At 43.0% G+C, this 16029-nt stretch carries 18 protein-coding genes; 15 read left to right on the top strand and 3 right to left on the bottom strand.

Annotation, left to right across the window (positions count from 1 at the left end):
- The first annotated feature begins 234 nt into the window (after positions 1-234).
- Together QY309_03210 and QY309_03205 are read left to right on the top strand one after the other, a co-directional pair.
- Positions 235-669 (top strand): hypothetical protein, encoded by a 435-nt coding sequence (locus QY309_03210; GenBank protein WKZ60487.1) that lies wholly within the window; start codon positions 235-237, stop codon positions 667-669.
- A 4-nt stretch (positions 670-673) separates the two neighbouring features.
- On the top strand, positions 674-964 hold the full coding sequence (locus tag QY309_03205) for a hypothetical protein (protein WKZ60486.1): 291 nt from the start codon (positions 674-676) through the stop codon (positions 962-964).
- On the opposite strand, the gene QY309_03200 is transcribed toward QY309_03205, so the two are convergent.
- A complete protein-coding gene (locus tag QY309_03200) occupies positions 924-1769 on the bottom strand; it encodes a HAMP domain-containing sensor histidine kinase (protein WKZ60485.1) in 846 nt (281 codons plus the stop codon). The genes QY309_03205 and QY309_03200 overlap by 41 nt on opposite strands.
- A gap of 102 nt (positions 1770-1871) precedes the next feature.
- Complete coding sequence (locus tag QY309_03195; GenBank protein ID WKZ60484.1) at positions 1872-2261, bottom strand: Dabb family protein; 390 nt, start codon at positions 2259-2261, stop codon at positions 1872-1874.
- An 814-nt stretch (positions 2262-3075) separates the two neighbouring features.
- Between QY309_03195 and QY309_03190 the strand changes: the two genes are divergently transcribed.
- The 13 genes from QY309_03190 (at position 3076) to QY309_03130 (ending at position 13297) form a co-directional block, all read left to right on the top strand.
- Complete coding sequence (locus tag QY309_03190) at positions 3076-3264, top strand: hypothetical protein (GenBank protein ID WKZ60483.1); 189 nt, start codon at positions 3076-3078, stop codon at positions 3262-3264.
- Positions 3265-3540: 276 nt separating this feature from the next.
- On the top strand, positions 3541-4743 hold the full coding sequence (locus tag QY309_03185; protein ID WKZ60482.1) for an acyl-CoA dehydrogenase family protein: 1203 nt from the start codon (positions 3541-3543) through the stop codon (positions 4741-4743).
- On the top strand, positions 4743-5807 hold the full coding sequence (locus QY309_03180; protein WKZ60481.1) for a phosphotransferase family protein: 1065 nt from the start codon (positions 4743-4745) through the stop codon (positions 5805-5807). Before QY309_03185 ends, QY309_03180 begins: the two co-directional genes overlap by 1 nt.
- Before the next feature lie 11 nt (positions 5808-5818).
- Positions 5819-6694: an SDR family NAD(P)-dependent oxidoreductase gene (locus tag QY309_03175; GenBank protein ID WKZ60480.1), complete on the top strand. Its 876-nt coding sequence runs from the start codon at positions 5819-5821 to the stop codon at positions 6692-6694.
- Positions 6695-6846: 152 nt separating this feature from the next.
- Positions 6847-7017, top strand: a complete 171-nt coding sequence (locus QY309_03170) for a hypothetical protein (GenBank protein ID WKZ60479.1) — start codon at positions 6847-6849, stop codon at positions 7015-7017.
- Between the two features lie 152 nt (positions 7018-7169).
- Positions 7170-8486 carry a hypothetical protein gene (locus QY309_03165; GenBank protein ID WKZ60478.1) on the top strand — a complete coding sequence of 439 codons (1317 nt, stop codon included), beginning with the start codon at positions 7170-7172 and terminating at the stop codon, positions 8484-8486.
- Positions 8487-8572: 86 nt separating this feature from the next.
- Positions 8573-9199, top strand: a complete 627-nt coding sequence (locus tag QY309_03160) for a hypothetical protein (protein ID WKZ60477.1) — start codon at positions 8573-8575, stop codon at positions 9197-9199.
- A gap of 48 nt (positions 9200-9247) precedes the next feature.
- Entirely contained in the window at positions 9248-9718 is a 471-nt protein-coding gene (locus QY309_03155) for a hypothetical protein (GenBank protein WKZ60476.1), read from the top strand.
- A gap of 150 nt (positions 9719-9868) precedes the next feature.
- Positions 9869-10531 (top strand): porin family protein, encoded by a 663-nt coding sequence (locus tag QY309_03150; GenBank protein ID WKZ60475.1) that lies wholly within the window; start codon positions 9869-9871, stop codon positions 10529-10531.
- 73 nt (positions 10532-10604) lie between these two features.
- Complete coding sequence (locus tag QY309_03145) at positions 10605-11870, top strand: TlpA disulfide reductase family protein (protein ID WKZ60474.1); 1266 nt, start codon at positions 10605-10607, stop codon at positions 11868-11870.
- A gap of 285 nt (positions 11871-12155) precedes the next feature.
- On the top strand, positions 12156-12578 hold the full coding sequence (locus QY309_03140; protein WKZ60473.1) for a hypothetical protein: 423 nt from the start codon (positions 12156-12158) through the stop codon (positions 12576-12578).
- A 42-nt stretch (positions 12579-12620) separates the two neighbouring features.
- Positions 12621-12983: a hypothetical protein gene (locus QY309_03135; protein WKZ60472.1), complete on the top strand. Its 363-nt coding sequence runs from the start codon at positions 12621-12623 to the stop codon at positions 12981-12983.
- Between the two features lie 17 nt (positions 12984-13000).
- Positions 13001-13297, top strand: coding sequence for a hypothetical protein (locus QY309_03130; GenBank protein ID WKZ60471.1), 297 nt, complete (start codon positions 13001-13003; stop codon positions 13295-13297).
- A gap of 140 nt (positions 13298-13437) precedes the next feature.
- Here QY309_03130 and QY309_03125 read toward each other — a convergent pair whose 3' ends face one another.
- The gene (locus QY309_03125; protein ID WKZ60470.1) at positions 13438-15795 is read right to left on the bottom strand and encodes an ABC transporter permease; all 2358 of its coding nucleotides are present in this window, start codon (positions 15793-15795) and stop codon (positions 13438-13440) included.
- Between the last annotated feature and the right edge of the window lie 234 nt (positions 15796-16029).

Here is a 16029-nt window from a genome sequence, read left to right as displayed (position 1 = left end):
TCTCCCTTGGAGAGGGGCACCGCGACTCTTGCTACTAGCAGGCCTTTAGTTGGGGTGAGGCTAAACAGAGATGCACTTCAGCCGAAGCGAGAAGCAGACTTCAGTACGTCCTATCGCGTGATGCTAATCAAGAGTACGGTACAGCTATAACCGCAGCTTTCAGATTTATTTTCGGCATTGTTAAACAATACCGTTTTGGTTATGTTATTCCTGTACTAAAACGTAAACAACGATATGAATCTGACAGAAAAGCTGAATTTGACTGTGGCACGCACCTTCAAGCACGCTGTAATCAAAACCGTGGAAGGGAATCCGGAAGTTGCCGTAGTGGAAGCTACAGCTACCTATATTCCCATTGAACAATTCAAGGAAATTTTTGCCGCCATTGGCGAGTTGGTGAAGAAAGAAAAGATTACCAAACTCGTATTCGACAAAAGAAAATTAACCGTGTTTCACCAACCTTCTATGGAATGGTATTTCGTTGAGTGGAAAGAACAAATGTTTGAACACGGCTTAAAAACACACCGCAAAATTTTACCACAGGATGAAGTGTTTCGTCAGAGTGTGAAAATCGGGCGCGAAAAAATCAAGGCCAACCATCCGAATGGAAAGTACCAGCAAATGGATATCCAGTATGCGGAAACGCTGGAAGATGCCATCGTAAAATAAACACATGAACAGCCTTTCGGATGTAGGCGATAATCCAGAAAAAATCCTGCAGTGCATTGAAGCCGCAAAAGCTGAATTAAGAACAGTTTCGGAGTTAATTAAACCTGCAGCATGGGATAATGAAGTGGCCCGGAAAATTTCCGGGTCGCTTGATTTACTATCCCATCAACTCAGCGTGCTGGAAAGTGAAACCCGGTACGTTATGGAAATCAGTATGTGTCGGAAAATTATGCTTTCCGATTCCATTGCACACGTTAAGAAACTGGAGCAGCAGTTACAGGAATTGAAATCGTAAACACGGTTTGTCCGTCACCGCTTTGCCACATGAGTGAGCCGCGTAGCCGATCCACAATTTTGCGCACCATGTATAAGCCCATGCCCAGGCCCACCGATTTTTCAGAGCCGCGGTAAAACATATCGAAAATCTTTTTACCTGTTTCAGTCGAAATACCTTCACCATCATCCGCAATGCGCAGGCTAAGTTGATCGAGCTGTACGTGTACGTCAACCGCTACCTGTCCCTTACCGGGCTTGCGGAAAATAACCGCATTCGCCAACACGCATTTCAGGATGATACGAAGCTGAGCTTCATCTGTGTAAAGCTGCGTGTTGCCTGTGAATGATTTTTTAAACGCTATCTGATTGAAGTTACCCAGGTAATTCAACTGACTGATTTCATCTTCCACTACATCCTGTATAGTAAACACAGCAGGATTAAATGATTCATCCGTAGCCTGACCGAGCAAGATGAGTGTTTTCACTACCGCTTGCATCTGGGTGATGGCTTTTTCGAAATGCTGGCAATAGGGTTTAAAGTTTTCAGGAATAGCTTCCAGTTGCAACAGGCTCAGTACGCCTACCATGGATGCCACAGGCGAACCGAGGTCGTGCGAAGCACGGTATAAAATCTGGTCGAGTTCCTGGTTTCGTTCTGCCAGCAGTTTGTTTTTTTCGATCAACTCCTCCACCGCGGCTGTCAGTTCTTCCTTTTGCGCCTCCAGTTCTTCAAAACGGTCTGCCAGTTCGCTTTCGCGCTCCATGAGTTTCATGGTGCGTTCATTCAGCAATTCGTTTAATCTTTTAATTTCTTCTTCGTTCACGTTTTATCCAGCATCAATACACGGGGCTTAAAATAACAAAAAAGCATTTTTTCCTGCCGGTGAAATTATACAACTGGACGGAACAGTGGAATTGATGGAAGGTTACACCGATGAGGAGTCGTACACCACTACTTTTGACCACAGCGGTGAACACTCCGCCACGAATTTCTGGTGTAAGGGATGATCCTGGTAGATGTTCTGTCCTTCTACGTCATCAAAGAAAATCAGTTCCGAAACACTGAAACTATTGTCGACTACCTCACGCTTTTCGGTTGACGCAGGCACACCAATGTGCAATTCGCGCACGGTTTCAATGGCCTTTAGTGAACGAATGCCGGCAATTAGCTTCTCGCGATCGGTTTTTGATTCGGGATTTTTCAACCAGAAATATACCTGGTGCAACAGTTTTGATTTTTGCACAAGTGTTGATGGCGCAGCTACAGCACTTACGCCTAGCAGCGAGGCGGTGGTGAGAAAGGTTTTACGGTTCATGGGATGAAGTAACGGATTTTTCGGTACAAGGAAAAAACTTATTCGTCATTGCGAGGGATTCCGATGCATATCGGAAGACCGAAGCAATCCAAATTTACATGTTTAGTTACCACTATGTAATGTGGGATTGCTTCGTCACTGAACAATTCGACCAATTGATTAAGTCTTATCAATGTTCCTCGTGCCAAAGGCATTCCTTCGGAGCAATGACGATCCTAATCATAGTCTCTGTGCTTTCTCTGCGTGCTCTGCGGTTTAAACTTTTAAACAGAGCACACAAAGGTTTTCACGGAGGGTACGGAGTGATGACGAAATTAAGTATATTTAAAATCAAATGGAGCAGGCCACGGGCAAAATAACACAACACCGACTATTAAAATGGTTAACGCATACTATATTAATAGTAGGCCTCCTTACGTTTTCTGCCCCGGTTTCTGAATTCAGAATTCTTGGATCCCAACCCGCTAAGACAGAGTTAAACGAAGAAAGATTCGTCCGTTACAAGAAAACTGTTTCTTTAAAGGCTTTTCTTCATTCGCTTTCAACTCAGTCAAGTTGCACCGTACATTTCATTTTTTCCCTGATCGATCAGCATAAAAAGATCACCGTTCAGTTTAAAAACAACATTGAAAAATTCACAACCAAGCAAAGCCAAGGGTTCTTAATTTATCACGCACTCAACTACTCAAAAGAGCACGACTCAAGCCAACTAATGGGATAACACTTCCCACTCCAGCCAAAATCTTTTCTGACTGATTCTTACCCATTTTATTCACACCAATCCAGTCACGCAGACAGGATAAAACTTTGACCAATGAAAAAAGTTAAAGCAGGGCTACGACTATTAGTCATGGTTCTCTTATTGATATTAGCCGCTTCAGATATAGGCATAACCGGAAATTTCTTAGCCAACAACAGGGAACGCTATATGGACAATGAAATAAAAATTGAAAGGCGTGACAAAAAAGAAGACGAAGCGCGTGAAGATGAAGAGAAAAATTAGCGGATAGTTAAACTCGAGCGTTCCTTCTTCCAAAGGTATCCTCCACAGGAGTCCTTTGGGCCTTTGACTACTGAATGTAAATTTCTTCGTCATTGCGAACGGGAGAGCTGGGAGGTGCGATGAAGTGAAGCAATCCCAATCTATACGGTTAGCTCTCACCATATAAACGCGGGATTGCTTCGCACCACCCACATTCACTACTTCTGCTCGCAATGACGCGGTCAATACATTTTCTTATCACAGAATTCACTATCTTTTCCATCTCAATACAAACACATGCACTTTTTCCAAACCGATAAAACCAATCAACTATTACCTCAATACAAACAGTTTCTGGAAGAACACCTCTACCCCATCGAACTGGATGTGCTGAACAAATCATTCCGGCAGTCGTTGCCGAAGTTGCAGGCACTACGCGCAAAGGCTAAAGCAAACGGGTTGTTCAATCCGCATTTGACTCAGGCAGATGGAGGCGTTGGCCTTACGCTGGTAGAGTTTGCCCAAGTAAGTGAACTGCTCGGTACTTCACCACTCGGGCATTACATCTTCAACTGCCAGGCTCCCGACATCGGCAACATGGAGTTGCTGCATGAATTTGCTTCACCAGAATTAAAAGAAAAATATTTGAAGCCCTTGATGCAAGGCGACATCCGTTCGTGCTTTGCCATGACCGAACCTGCCTTTGCCGGATCCAATCCTGTGCATTTAGGAACAACCGCAGTAAAAAAAGATAATCAATACATCATCAACGGACACAAGTGGTTTACTTCCAGTGCCGATGGAGCAGCCTTTACCGTAGTAATGGCGGTGACTGATCCGGAGAATAAAAATCCGTACGAACGTGCGAGCATGATCATCGTTCCATTGCCACACGATGGCGTTGAACTCGTGCGCAACATTCCGGTCATGGGCGATGCCGGTGAAGATTACCTCAGTCATGCCGAATTGAAATTCAACAACTGCATGGTTCCGGTGAGCAACCGCATTGGTGATGAAGGAAAAGGTTTTGCGCTGGCACAGGCACGCCTCGGTCCGGGACGCATTCACCACTGCATGCGGTGGATCGGCATTTGCGAGCGTGCGTTTGCGTTGATGTGCACACGTGCCGCTACACGCGAACTCAGCGAACACAAGATGCTCGGGCATCAGCAAGTTATTCAGCATTGGATTGCCGAATGCCGCGCGAACATTACCGCAGCACGATTGATGGTGCTGCACACGGCACACGCCATGGAAGCACAGGGCGCCAAAGCGGTGAAAGAAGAAATTTCCACCATCAAATTTTTTGTCGCGAATGTATTGATGGACGTACTCGACAAAGCCATACAGGTGCATGGGGCATTGGGCATCACCGATGACACGCTGTTATCGTTCTGGTACCGGCATGAACGGGCCGCCCGCATTTACGATGGCCCCGATGAAGTGCACAAGTCGGCCCTCGCTAAACATATTTTAAAACAATACGGACTTAAATTCTGATGGAACACGTGAAGCCCGATCAACCCATAGAAGCCCGTAAGCATGAAGTACCGGACGTACACAAACTAAACGCGTGGTTAAAATCAGTTGCACCCCATTTCGGTGAGGTGTTGTCTATTGAACAATTTCCAAGTGGTTATTCGAACCTTACATTCTGTTTAAAAACAGCTTCACAAGAATACATTCTACGCAGGCCACCCATTGGGGCCAACATCAAATCCGCCCACGACATGGGTCGCGAGTTCATGGTGCTCACGCGATTGAAACCGCATTTCGATAAAATTCCATCTCCCATAATTTACTGCGAGAATGAAACCGTGATTGGCGCACCATTCTACATCATGCAGCGGTTGCAGGGTGTTATCCTGCGGGCGGGTCATGCGCAACAACTGAAGCTTTCACCAGAAATTTTCAAATCTGTTTCAGAAGCATTAGTGGATACGTTGGTTGACTTACACGCCATCAATATTGTAAAAACCGGACTGGATCAACTCGGCAAACCCGAAGGTTACGTGCAACGCCAGGTGGAAGGTTGGATCAAACGTTACTATGCCGCTGAAACCGATTCACTCGAACACATGAATCAACTGACTGAGTGGTTGAAGCAACAACAACCTTCATCACAACAACCTACCTTTCTCCATAATGATTTTAAATACGATAACGTCATCCTCAATCCGAATAACCTGAGCAACATCATCGGTGTACTCGATTGGGAGATGGCCACCGTGGGCGATCCGCTGATGGACCTAGGCGCAAGTCTGGCATACTGGAGCGAAGCGGGAGACAACCCGGTGTTGCAAAGTTTTAACCTCACGGCCTTGCCCGGAAATTTAACCAGACAAGAAGTTACTGATCGCTATGCGGAAAAAAGCAGTCGCGATGTTTCAGGCATTCACTTTTATTATGTGTTCGGATTATTCAAGAATGCGGTGATCGCCCAACAAATTTACGCGCGTTGGAAACAAGGTTTTTCCAAAGACCCACGCTTTGGCGGATTGATACACGTGATCAAGGCACTGGTGAAACAGGGAGTGGATTCGTTGGAAACTCAAAAATTATAAATCGTTACCGGTTGCCAGTCACCGGCAACTGGCAACTGGAGACCGGAAACAAAAATATTATGTTTGCACTTACCCAACACTTCCCCCACAAACGCGCCTTCATCACCGGGGCTGCTTCAGGACTTGGCAAAGCATTGAGTCTGCATCTCGCAAAAGATGGCTGGACCATCGGAATCAGTGATGTGAACACAGAAGGATTAAAAGATACACATCAGAAAATTGAACAAGCAGGCGGGAAACCGATTTCATTTCAACTGGATGTTTCGGACAAAGAAGCGTACAAACAAGTGGCAACAGAATTTTTGAAACAAGCAGGCGGCATTGATTTACTCGTGAACAATGCAGGCGTAGGCGATGGCGGAAACTTTGAAGAATATCCATTGGAGAATTGGGAGTGGATGGTGCGCATTAACCAGATGAGTGTGGTGTATGGTTGTCACTTGTTTATTCCCACATTCAAAAAGCAACAGTCGGGGCACATTTTAAACATTGCAAGCCTGGCCGCAGTAAGTTGTGCTCCGCAAATGGGCGCCTATAACATGACCAAAGCTGCCGTAGTGGCCATTAGCGAAACGTTGTATGGCGAATTGATGGATGATCACATTGGCGTTTCCTGCGCGATGCCCTCCTACTTTCAAACCAACATTGCCGAAAGTGTACGGGGTGGCGATCGTGTAAAAAAGATTACACAGGTGTTTATCAAAAAATCAAACCTGCAAGCCGATGATGTAGCAAAAGAAATTCTGGAACGCACCGGCAAACGCGAACTCTACATCGTGCTGCCCAAGATGGCCCGCAAGCTCTGGCTCTTCAAACGCCTCATGCCCACGCGCCTGAGAAAAATGGTAAAAGAAAAGTATATGCAAGCGATTGGGAGGATTCAGTAATTTTAAGGAATGAGATACTACTTTTTAATTATATCTGTTCTACTGATATCATTTCATTCCTTTAGTCAAAGGAAAGCAAAACCTGGAGCTCGTTTCAGAAAAATAAAATCTATACTTTCGATTCAGTGTCCGATTTAATTATCGAATGTACCATGAAGCAGCATCTATTCACTGAATCATTTGTTTCACCAAAAGGTGAAATTATGATTCTTGAATCCGCAGCCGATAAAATTAAAATTCAATTCGATTTTGAAATCAAATCCTTAGACAAATCAACACTATTGATTTTCAAAGGAACAAGGGAGTTCAAACCGGACTATTAATGCTTCTTCTAGCGCAAAAAACCATATTTAGCCCTGATAAGTGGGCTTGGGATTACATCCTAAACCGTTGCCCATTATAAAATTTCTGAAAACACTTTATGGAATCGTGACTCCCGCTGCATCTCAAGCATTGTAATTCAAATACAATGCATATGAAGAAGTTCAGATTCCTTCCGCTTATTCTGGGTACAGGTGCGCTCGTATTTTCATTGGCCGCCTTCACCCTGAAAGAAACGCGCTCGTCAACACGCAGCACCTTACGCGAAATCCCGAAAGGTTGTGTGTTTCGCACCGTAATGGGTGAAGAAAATTCCGATAACGATTTACTGTACAACACCCCCGAAAATGTGAGGCTATCGGTTAACCGCGGCCTTACCTGGCTCACCAAAGCCCAACACGAAAACGGTGGCTGGGGTGCGGGCAGTCATTCGCGGCAGCACATTATGGACCCGCATGCCGTACAAACCGATCCGGCTACAACCAGCATGGTGGCCATGGCCATTCTGCGCAGTGGCAGCACACTCACCACAGGCGAATATTCAACACAACTTAATAAAGCACTTGAGTATATTCTTCGTGCTGTTGAACAAAGTCCCGCTGCCACCTACAACATCACCGAACTTAGTGGCACGCAAATCCAAACCAAACTAGGCGCCAACATTGATGTGGTACTGGCCTCACAATTTTTGTCGAACATGGTGGAGCACACGGAACACAACAAAGCACTGCAGGCGCGGGTGAAGAAAAACCTGAATACCTGCGTGGCTAAAATTCAGCGTGCGCAAGATCGTGACGGCAGCATGGCTGGTGATGGCTGGGCCGGTGTGTTACAATCTTCCTTTGCCACCACCGCGCTTGAAGCCGCGCAGGCAACAGGTGCCAACGTAGACGAAGATGCGTTGACAAAAGCCCGCGAATTCCAGAAAGGAAATTACGATGCAAAAACCGGTAAATCAAAAACCGATCGTGGTGCAGGCATTGTGCTGTACTCCGTTTCTGGTTCAACTCGGGCGAGTGCAAAAGAAGCGCGCAGGGTGCAGGAAGAAATGGAAGAGGCCAAACGAAACGGCCAACTTTCACCAAGTGCTTCACCATCTGCCGAAAACCTGGAGAAGATTGGGTTCACTAAAGATGAAGCCATACGGTATTCAACTGCTTACGAGGTGTACAACTCAGCGAAGCAAACTGCACAGCGGGATGATGTATTAGATGGTTTTGGCAACAACGGAGGCGAAGAGTTTCTAAGTTATTTACAAACCGGTGAGGGCATGATTATCGGCAAAGACCAAACCTGGAAAACCTGGTACGACAACATGAGCGGGCGCCTGATGAAAATACAGAACAATGACGGCAGCTGGAACGGCCACCACTGCATTACCAGCCCGGTATTTTGTACGGCCACATGCCTGCTAATACTGGCCGTTAACAACGATGTAGAGCGACTGATTAAGATGGGCAAGGAGCATTAGCGTTGTTCTCCTGTGGGGTGAAAGGGCGGGCAACCGCCCTTTTTATTGAAGGTATTGTTATATTAGTGGTCGAATATGCTCAATGAATGTATTTGGAAGTTAGGGGCCATAGCATAAATAAAATGACACGTAAGACAGGACAAATCTTAAGCGGACTTCTAACAGTATCAGGAATTATTCATATAAGCGGACTTCTAACAAATTGGGAGTACGACATATACGCAGGGGTGTTCTTAATCATTATAAGTGGGCTTTGGTTAACCAACGACTTCTTAAAAAATGGAAAATCGCTATCATCATCGGGCTCTGTAACTATTGAAAGGCTAGATTTCAAATGGTGGAGAGTCATGGAATTAATTGGCGTTGCTTTTTTATTGTTTCTTTTAATAAATAATGAAGGACAATTACCTGACTCGCTTCTCCTGACTTTCATTTTATACTTATCTATCATATTGATTCTAGACCACAAGAGAAATGTTGAAATATCAAAAAAATACATTTCAATTGACGGGATGACAATACCATTTGAAAGGATAACAACTATCGACTTCAAAAAGGGAAAAATAATTATAACGACAGATCATCCAATTAATTTAAAACCAATAACACCAATAAGTATAGACCTCTCAGATTTTAATGAGGAGAACAGAGAATTATTAATTAAACAATTAATCGGGGATGACGCAACGGCCGCTAACACCGGGTTTATTTAATGGCGGGCGACATAGAACAAAAATTACTGACATACAAATAATTTGAACATGTTCAGATCTTTGTTTAACACTTTACTTATTCTATTCAGTGCACTCCAGATAATAGATGCTTTTGCTCAGCCCGCTAATAACTGGACACGTGAACAAATGAGCAAATTGGCAGGTAATCAGGTCGACATAGAGATATTCGAAAACAAAAAGGCTGCAAAGTTCCTGAACAAACTTGATTTTTCTACCCTTATCGAACTAACTCAAAGTGAAGATATCGGCATCAGATGCCATGCCTTTATGGCGTTGGTGTATGTTAATCATAACAAAGTTCAGGATATATTCTTAGAACACCTATCTGATACCAGTAAAGTAGAAACCATCCTGGGGAATAGTTGTTTGGTTATATCTCAACAAGTTAATCAGTTTATGCTCGATCAATTACATCCTGTTGGATCAAGAAGCAACTATAAATTTACAAGAGAAGAATTCGAAAAATATGAACAGGTTATTACTGCCACGCTGAATTAAACAAAATAAATATATTCAACTTTATTGGAGAAGAACCGCAACAAAGACAAAGTACTGAAATATGCTCAATGAATGTATTTAGAAGTTGGTAGTAAGCAATTTTTAGAAAGAGTTAATTTCAACTGACATTGGACACTAAACATCGGATCTATGAGATACTTCGTGCTCCTTTTTCTCATAGCAGCATCACTAACCTCATGGGGACAAAGTTTTATTGGTGTAAAGGGTGGTCTAAACCTGACCTATAATTCATTCAATGATTTATATAAAATGAGAAATTCACGTAGCGGACTATCTGGCGGACTGACCTATGAATTATTTATAAAAAAGAATACTTCATTTGGCGCAGACCTACTCTATAATCAGCGCGGATTTACGGAGGAAATAATATTCACCGATAATCAAGGCAATCCCACGGGTCAAAAAGCTACCACTGAGTATAACTTTAACTATCTGTCGTTGCCGGTAAAAGTTGGCATTTACACAAAAAACAGAACACGAATAGGTCTAAACTTAGGATTTGTACCGTCCTGTCTTATTAAATCAGAAACAATATTACCGCCTTACGAATCTGGAGGACAGGTTTACAATGGTCAAACCATAAACACAACAGACCGTGTTACAAAGTTTGATTTTGCAGGATTAGTTGAATTTGCGTTTAACTTTCAGCTTAAGGACAATTACTGGTTTTTGGGGACTATCTCGTACCAACATAGTTTTACGGATTTTACCAATAAAGATTATTTTAACCGCAATATGAATCATTACGGACTAATTTTATCAATTGGATTTAGATATAGACTCAGTCCTTGATAGCTGTCCGTTACTGCTCTTAACCAACAACGTTTAGCATTACAAATACTAACTGCAAACAATAAAAAGAAAGATGATAAGACCCTCAGCCTTTACTTTGCTATTCCTGATAGCCCTTGGTTCATTTGCCCGGCAACAATGCACCATCAAAGGAGAAATCATTGATCGCAATAGCAAAGTCCTCCTGATCCATAAGTATTCAGAAGGGTATAACTCATTTAAAAATAACCACACAAAGATTTCCATTAAAAAAGGAAAATTTGAATACACCTTTTCATTTACTGAGTTAGAAGCTTACGAGTTGATATTTGAAGACGAAGCCAAACAGGGCACCTGGAGGGCCATCACATTTTTTCCAACAAACGGAACAATTGAATTTAAACTCCACCCCAAGGATCAATGGATGCTAAACACCATCATAGGCGGCCAACTGAATGATGAACTTAAAGCGTATCACCACTACATGAGTCAGCGATTCGATAAGCCAAAAAATAAGTTATCGAAAATAGAAGCCGACCTTGTTGAAAAGAATGAATACAACAGTGCGGCATTTGAAGAACTAAGACAACGCCTTAAAGCCACAAATGATAGTAACGATGAAGCCAAGGCATTAATTTACCAGGAAATTGATGAACTGCAGAAAACGCACGCCCGCTATACCGAAAAAGCAAAACGCTTATTTGTGGATCCATATGACTCATTACAAAGAGTTGAGCACCTGACAAAATATGAATACATAAAAAGCCATATCTCCCTGGCCACGTATTACCTTATCTGGAAGGATGCTGATATGCTCATGAAGAGCAATCCGCTCGTGGCCCAACTCATTACCCATGTGTTTCCGCTTTATCAAAAGACCTACCCGGAACACATCTACACGAAACTTCTTGAAAGACAAGTAACCGGACTTCGCACCATACAGGTTGGTAGCCGGTACATTGATTTTAAGGCGCCAGGCGTTGATGGTGATTCCGTACAGCTCTCCGGTGTCATTCAAAATCATGTGGCCCTTCTTGATTTTTGGGGATCGTGGTGCGGCCCGTGCATTGCAAAAAGCAGAATGGTCGTCCCGATTTATGAACAGTACAAAGACAAAGGATTTAAAATTGTTGGCATTGCCCGGGAATTTAAAAATACCGATGCCGTAAAAAAACGACTAAGCAAAGAGAATTTCTCGTGGTTGAACTTAGTTGAACTGGATGACAAGCTTAACCTCTGGAATACGTATGGAATCAGTAACGGAACAGGACTTATGATATTGGTGGATAAAGATGGAACAATACTATCCCTCGATCCCAAACCAGAAGAACTTGAGAAAATTCTTGCTGAAAAACTTTAAAGACCTAAAGTCAGGTGGATATTAATGAAAACCTCCTTTATGCATTACTGCTATTCCTGGTAGGCATCATTTCGTTTAAACTAGGAAAAGAGGAGCCAGTTGATTGGAAAGACCCATATTTGGTAAGGAATCTCTATTAGTCATTGGGATTTTTTCAGTTCTGATATCGATATATCTATTTGTTAAATCGATAGGGTGACTATACTCAACCGTTGTTTGTCTTCTCCACCAACAACACTAACTTTATCAAAGCTTTGACAGATAGAAAGACTTATCGTTTGTAACATGACCCTCGCAAAATACCTTTGGCTATCAGGCTCTGCAATCATTGGCGTTTTAGGAGCAGCCCATCTTTTCTATACGTTTTTCTCAAACAAGTTTCTTCCCCGAAAAGCTGAACTTGCAGAAGAAATGAAATCAATCAGCCCCGTGCCGACAAAACAAACAACCATGTGGAAAGCATGGATGGGATTTAATGCCAGTCACAGCAGCGGAGCCATATTTATCGGCATGGTAAACATCTATTTAGCAGCCAATCATTTTGATCTGCTTCAAAACAGCACGTTCCTGCTTCTGTTTAACATTCTAACGCTCGGCTTTTACCTGTGGCTTGCGAAAAACTACTGGTTTAAAATTCCACTTCGAGGAATAGGCCTTGCCTTGATTTGTTATATAGCAGCGTATGTATTAATTATCATAAATAAATAGGCTGGCATAAGGAATCAGGTTTCATAAATAGTAAATTCAATTATGCCCTCAGCTTCCAAATCTTACGATTATATTCTTTTCAGCAAGCTTTTGTATGAGTTTTCTTTTACAGATAAATCAGAAACAGAAAAGAAAATCAAACAAAGCTTAAAGTACTACAAGCTTGCCCCTTACAGCCAGGAGCGGGTTGACTACATCCGTCAATTCAAAAACGATTTGTATACGGAAATCTCAAAAACCAACAACTCAACGTATTACAAGAAGACGCCTTCGGTGTATGCCGAGATGGAAGACTTTAATGTAGAACAGATGACCAAAGATTTTCACAACACCTACAACAAACTTGACAAGAAAGAACTGCGCGGCATGATCGGCTATGCCATTTATTTGTACTATCAGCGATAACGATGAACATTCCATCAATGTCTAATAAGTTCTTCCTGATCTGCACCACCGTATTGGTTGTACTGGATGTTGCATTTATTCTATACTTCATCCAACAACCGGGTAACGATACCGTGCATGGCGGACTTGGTGATGCCCTAATGGCCATGTATGCACTCGGAATGGTTTTGATTTTTGTACTTTATGAAATTTCCTTCCTGATTCTCTATTTCAAAAAACGATTTACAGCAACGCGTATACTGTGTTGGTTGCTGATCGGTGCGAATGTTTTGTTTGGCATTTCCTTTTTAATTGATTTTATCAAAAACCGGTGATGATAAAATAGTTGATCAAGTAAAAAAATCTAAACCACATAGACACATAGAGCACATAGGTTCTATTATGAATTTCTATGTGCCCTATGTGCCTATGTGTTTCAAAAGAATACCACGATTGAATTTTTGCTGTAACTCTCCTATTCAGTACGCAAACATTTCACCGGATTCACATTAGCTGCCTTGATGGCCTGCGAGGCTACCGTTAGCCATGCAATCAGCAGTGCCAGAAAACCAGCGGCAACAAAATACCAGGCCTCCAGGCTGATGTGAAAAGCAAAACGTTCCAGCCACTGATCCAGCAACCAGTAACTGAGCGGCAGCCCAATCAAAATGGAAATTAATACCATGCGCGTAAAATCACCCGAGAGCAGCAACACGATATTAGTAGAGGAAGAACCTAATGCTTTGCGAATGCCGATTTCCTTTTGCCTGCGCTCGGCTGTAAAGGCTGCCAATCCGAACAAACCCAAACACGAAATAACAATGGCCATCGAAGCAAAATAAAACGACAAGGACGCTACACGTTGCTCAGCCGCATACATGCGCGCATATTCCTGATCTTGAAATTGATAATCAAAGGTAAAGCCGGGGTTGAAGTCAGCATAAAAATTACGCAGCGCTTCCAACGTTTCCTTTTCCTTACCGGCCTCCAGGCGAATCATGATGTTCCAGGTGTATTGTGGCGTGAGTGCAAAAAAGGCCGGGTTCACGACATCGTGCAACGATTGAAAGTGAAAATCCTTCACCACCCCAATTATTTCCATATCGTATTGCTGCCAAAGTTTTACGGTTTTACCAATGGGCTCATCCAGGCCCATCACTTTAATAGCCGCTTCATTAAAAATGATTTTGCTGCTGTCGGCTCCATATTCTTCCGAGAACGGCCTGCCTTCCAGGAATTCCAACTCCAGGGTTTCAAACAGGTTATAATCCACGCGAATATTTTCAAACAAAATGATGTCTTCCGGATTTTTGCCTTCCCATTGCAAGCCTCCCGTGTTGCTGTTTCGGCCCAGTAAAGAATGGCCGATAGCCGAAGCGTTAACCACTCCGGGGATATTCCTTACCTGCTCCAGAAATGTTTTGCGGTTATCAAGAACCTTACCTTCAATTGGGAATTGAATGAGTTGCTCCTTGGTATAGCCCAGGTTTTTGCTTTGCACAAACGAAACCTGTTTGTATACCACCAACACCGACACAATTAAAAATACAGAAATCGAAAATTGAAACACCACCAATCCCTTGCGCGCCCATAATTCACCCCACGATCCTTTTACCACACCCTTCAACACCGCAGCAGGCTTAAAGCCCGATAAATACAAGGCCGGATATGATCCTGCCACAATCCCTGTAAACACGGTGATCGCAAAGAGCCACATCATCAATTGCGGATCATTCAATAATAGCGAAATGTTCTTTTCAGTAATGGAATTGAATTGAGGTAAGATGAGCCAAACCAATGCCAGCGACAATAACACCGCCAACACTGTCAAAACCATCGACTCGCTGATGTATTGAAACACGAGTGACCTGCGTTGTGCACCTATTGATTTTTTAATACCCACTTCTTTGGCTTTGCGCGATGCGCGCGCGGTAGCCAGGTTCATGAAGTTGATGCACGCAATGATGAGGATGACTATGGCAATTATGGAAAACAAATTCACATATTCAATTCGCCCGCCAGACTGCACACCATTTTCATAACGGCCGTATAGGTAACGATCAGAAAATTTTTGAATAAACAGCGTTACGTTCGATTCCTCATTCTTTCCTTTGATGTAATCCTTAATCTTATCAGAAAATGCTCCCGCATCCGATCCTTCACGCAACACAATCATGGTAGAGGGACCGTTGTTGCCCCATTCGGTTACCCACTGATTCTCTTCCTTAAAAACTTCAAACGGTAACACAAAATCAAATTGATATGAAGATGATGAAGGAAGGTTTTCATAAACACCCGTTACTGTAAACGACTTCTGATGTTGAAACTCCACCACTTTACCGATCAGGTTTTGATCGGTATCGAATAGCTTCATTGCCATATCGCGCGAAATGACAATAGAAAGTTTATCGGTAAGCACCTTATCGGCTTGTCCTTCAATCAGTGGGAAAGAGAAAATCTGAAAAAAATCAGCACCCACATAAAAGCCTTTTGCTTTTACATTGTGCTCCCCTACGGAAAGTGTAAACGGATTGACCCACGTCAGCGTAGCCGCAAACTCCACCTCCGGAAACTCATCCTTCAACCCTTCCGATAAAATACCGGGTGTTGAGGAAGTGGTCATCAGGTTATCGGCATATTGCTGATGCTCCATAACCTGGTACAGGCGTGCATCGTGCTCATGAAATTTATTCATGTTCAGCTCATCGCGTACCCACAGGTAAATGAGCAACGTACAGGTAAGGCCGGTAGCCAACCCAATCAGATTAATAAAGAAATATCCTTTTGCACGGACGTAGTTCCGGTAAATGAGAAGAAGACTGTGTTTGAGCATGGGTGTGGGGTTAAATCTTCACAAAGACAAACGCTTCAACAAAAGGTTGCGCGGTTCAATCAATATGGAAGTACCCTGAAGACGGAAAAAGGTTACAGGAAGTTTTATGGCAACACAAAATAAAACATCCGTACACAACCGGACAATAACCGGTCAATATCGAACAGCCAGACTTTGTCATCCATTGCTTTATTGCTAATTAGTAGCTAAAAAACGCAACCTTTAAAAACTTTC

The organism is Cyclobacteriaceae bacterium, assembly GCA_030584025.1.
Classification (GTDB): Bacteria; Bacteroidota; Bacteroidia; order Cytophagales; family Cyclobacteriaceae; genus UBA2336.
This window is presented reverse-complemented; position numbering and strand designations above follow the sequence as displayed.

Bases quoted from the DNA above. Each gene is read 5' to 3' on its own strand.
- QY309_03130 (WKZ60471.1), top strand. From the start codon at position 13,001: ATGTCTAATAAGTTCTTCCTGATCTGCACCACCGTATTGGTTGTACTG.
- QY309_03165 (WKZ60478.1), top strand. From the start codon at position 7,170: ATGAAGAAGTTCAGATTCCTTCCGCTTATTCTGGGTACAGGTGCGCTC.
- QY309_03190 (WKZ60483.1), top strand. From the start codon at position 3,076: ATGAAAAAAGTTAAAGCAGGGCTACGACTATTAGTCATGGTTCTCTTA.
- QY309_03205 (WKZ60486.1), top strand. From the start codon at position 674: ATGAACAGCCTTTCGGATGTAGGCGATAATCCAGAAAAAATCCTGCAG.
- QY309_03170 (WKZ60479.1), top strand. From the start codon at position 6,847: ATGAAGCAGCATCTATTCACTGAATCATTTGTTTCACCAAAAGGTGAA.
- QY309_03160 (WKZ60477.1), top strand. From the start codon at position 8,573: ATGTATTTGGAAGTTAGGGGCCATAGCATAAATAAAATGACACGTAAG.
- QY309_03145 (WKZ60474.1), top strand. From the start codon at position 10,605: ATGATAAGACCCTCAGCCTTTACTTTGCTATTCCTGATAGCCCTTGGT.
- QY309_03185 (WKZ60482.1), top strand. From the start codon at position 3,541: ATGCACTTTTTCCAAACCGATAAAACCAATCAACTATTACCTCAATAC.
- QY309_03210 (WKZ60487.1), top strand. From the start codon at position 235: ATGAATCTGACAGAAAAGCTGAATTTGACTGTGGCACGCACCTTCAAG.
- QY309_03135 (WKZ60472.1), top strand. From the start codon at position 12,621: ATGCCCTCAGCTTCCAAATCTTACGATTATATTCTTTTCAGCAAGCTT.
- QY309_03195 (WKZ60484.1), bottom strand. From the start codon at position 2,261: ATGAACCGTAAAACCTTTCTCACCACCGCCTCGCTGCTAGGCGTAAGT.
- QY309_03150 (WKZ60475.1), top strand. From the start codon at position 9,869: ATGAGATACTTCGTGCTCCTTTTTCTCATAGCAGCATCACTAACCTCA.
- QY309_03180 (WKZ60481.1), top strand. From the start codon at position 4,743: ATGGAACACGTGAAGCCCGATCAACCCATAGAAGCCCGTAAGCATGAA.
- QY309_03125 (WKZ60470.1), bottom strand. From the start codon at position 15,795: ATGCTCAAACACAGTCTTCTTCTCATTTACCGGAACTACGTCCGTGCA.
- QY309_03155 (WKZ60476.1), top strand. From the start codon at position 9,248: ATGTTCAGATCTTTGTTTAACACTTTACTTATTCTATTCAGTGCACTC.
- QY309_03140 (WKZ60473.1), top strand. From the start codon at position 12,156: ATGACCCTCGCAAAATACCTTTGGCTATCAGGCTCTGCAATCATTGGC.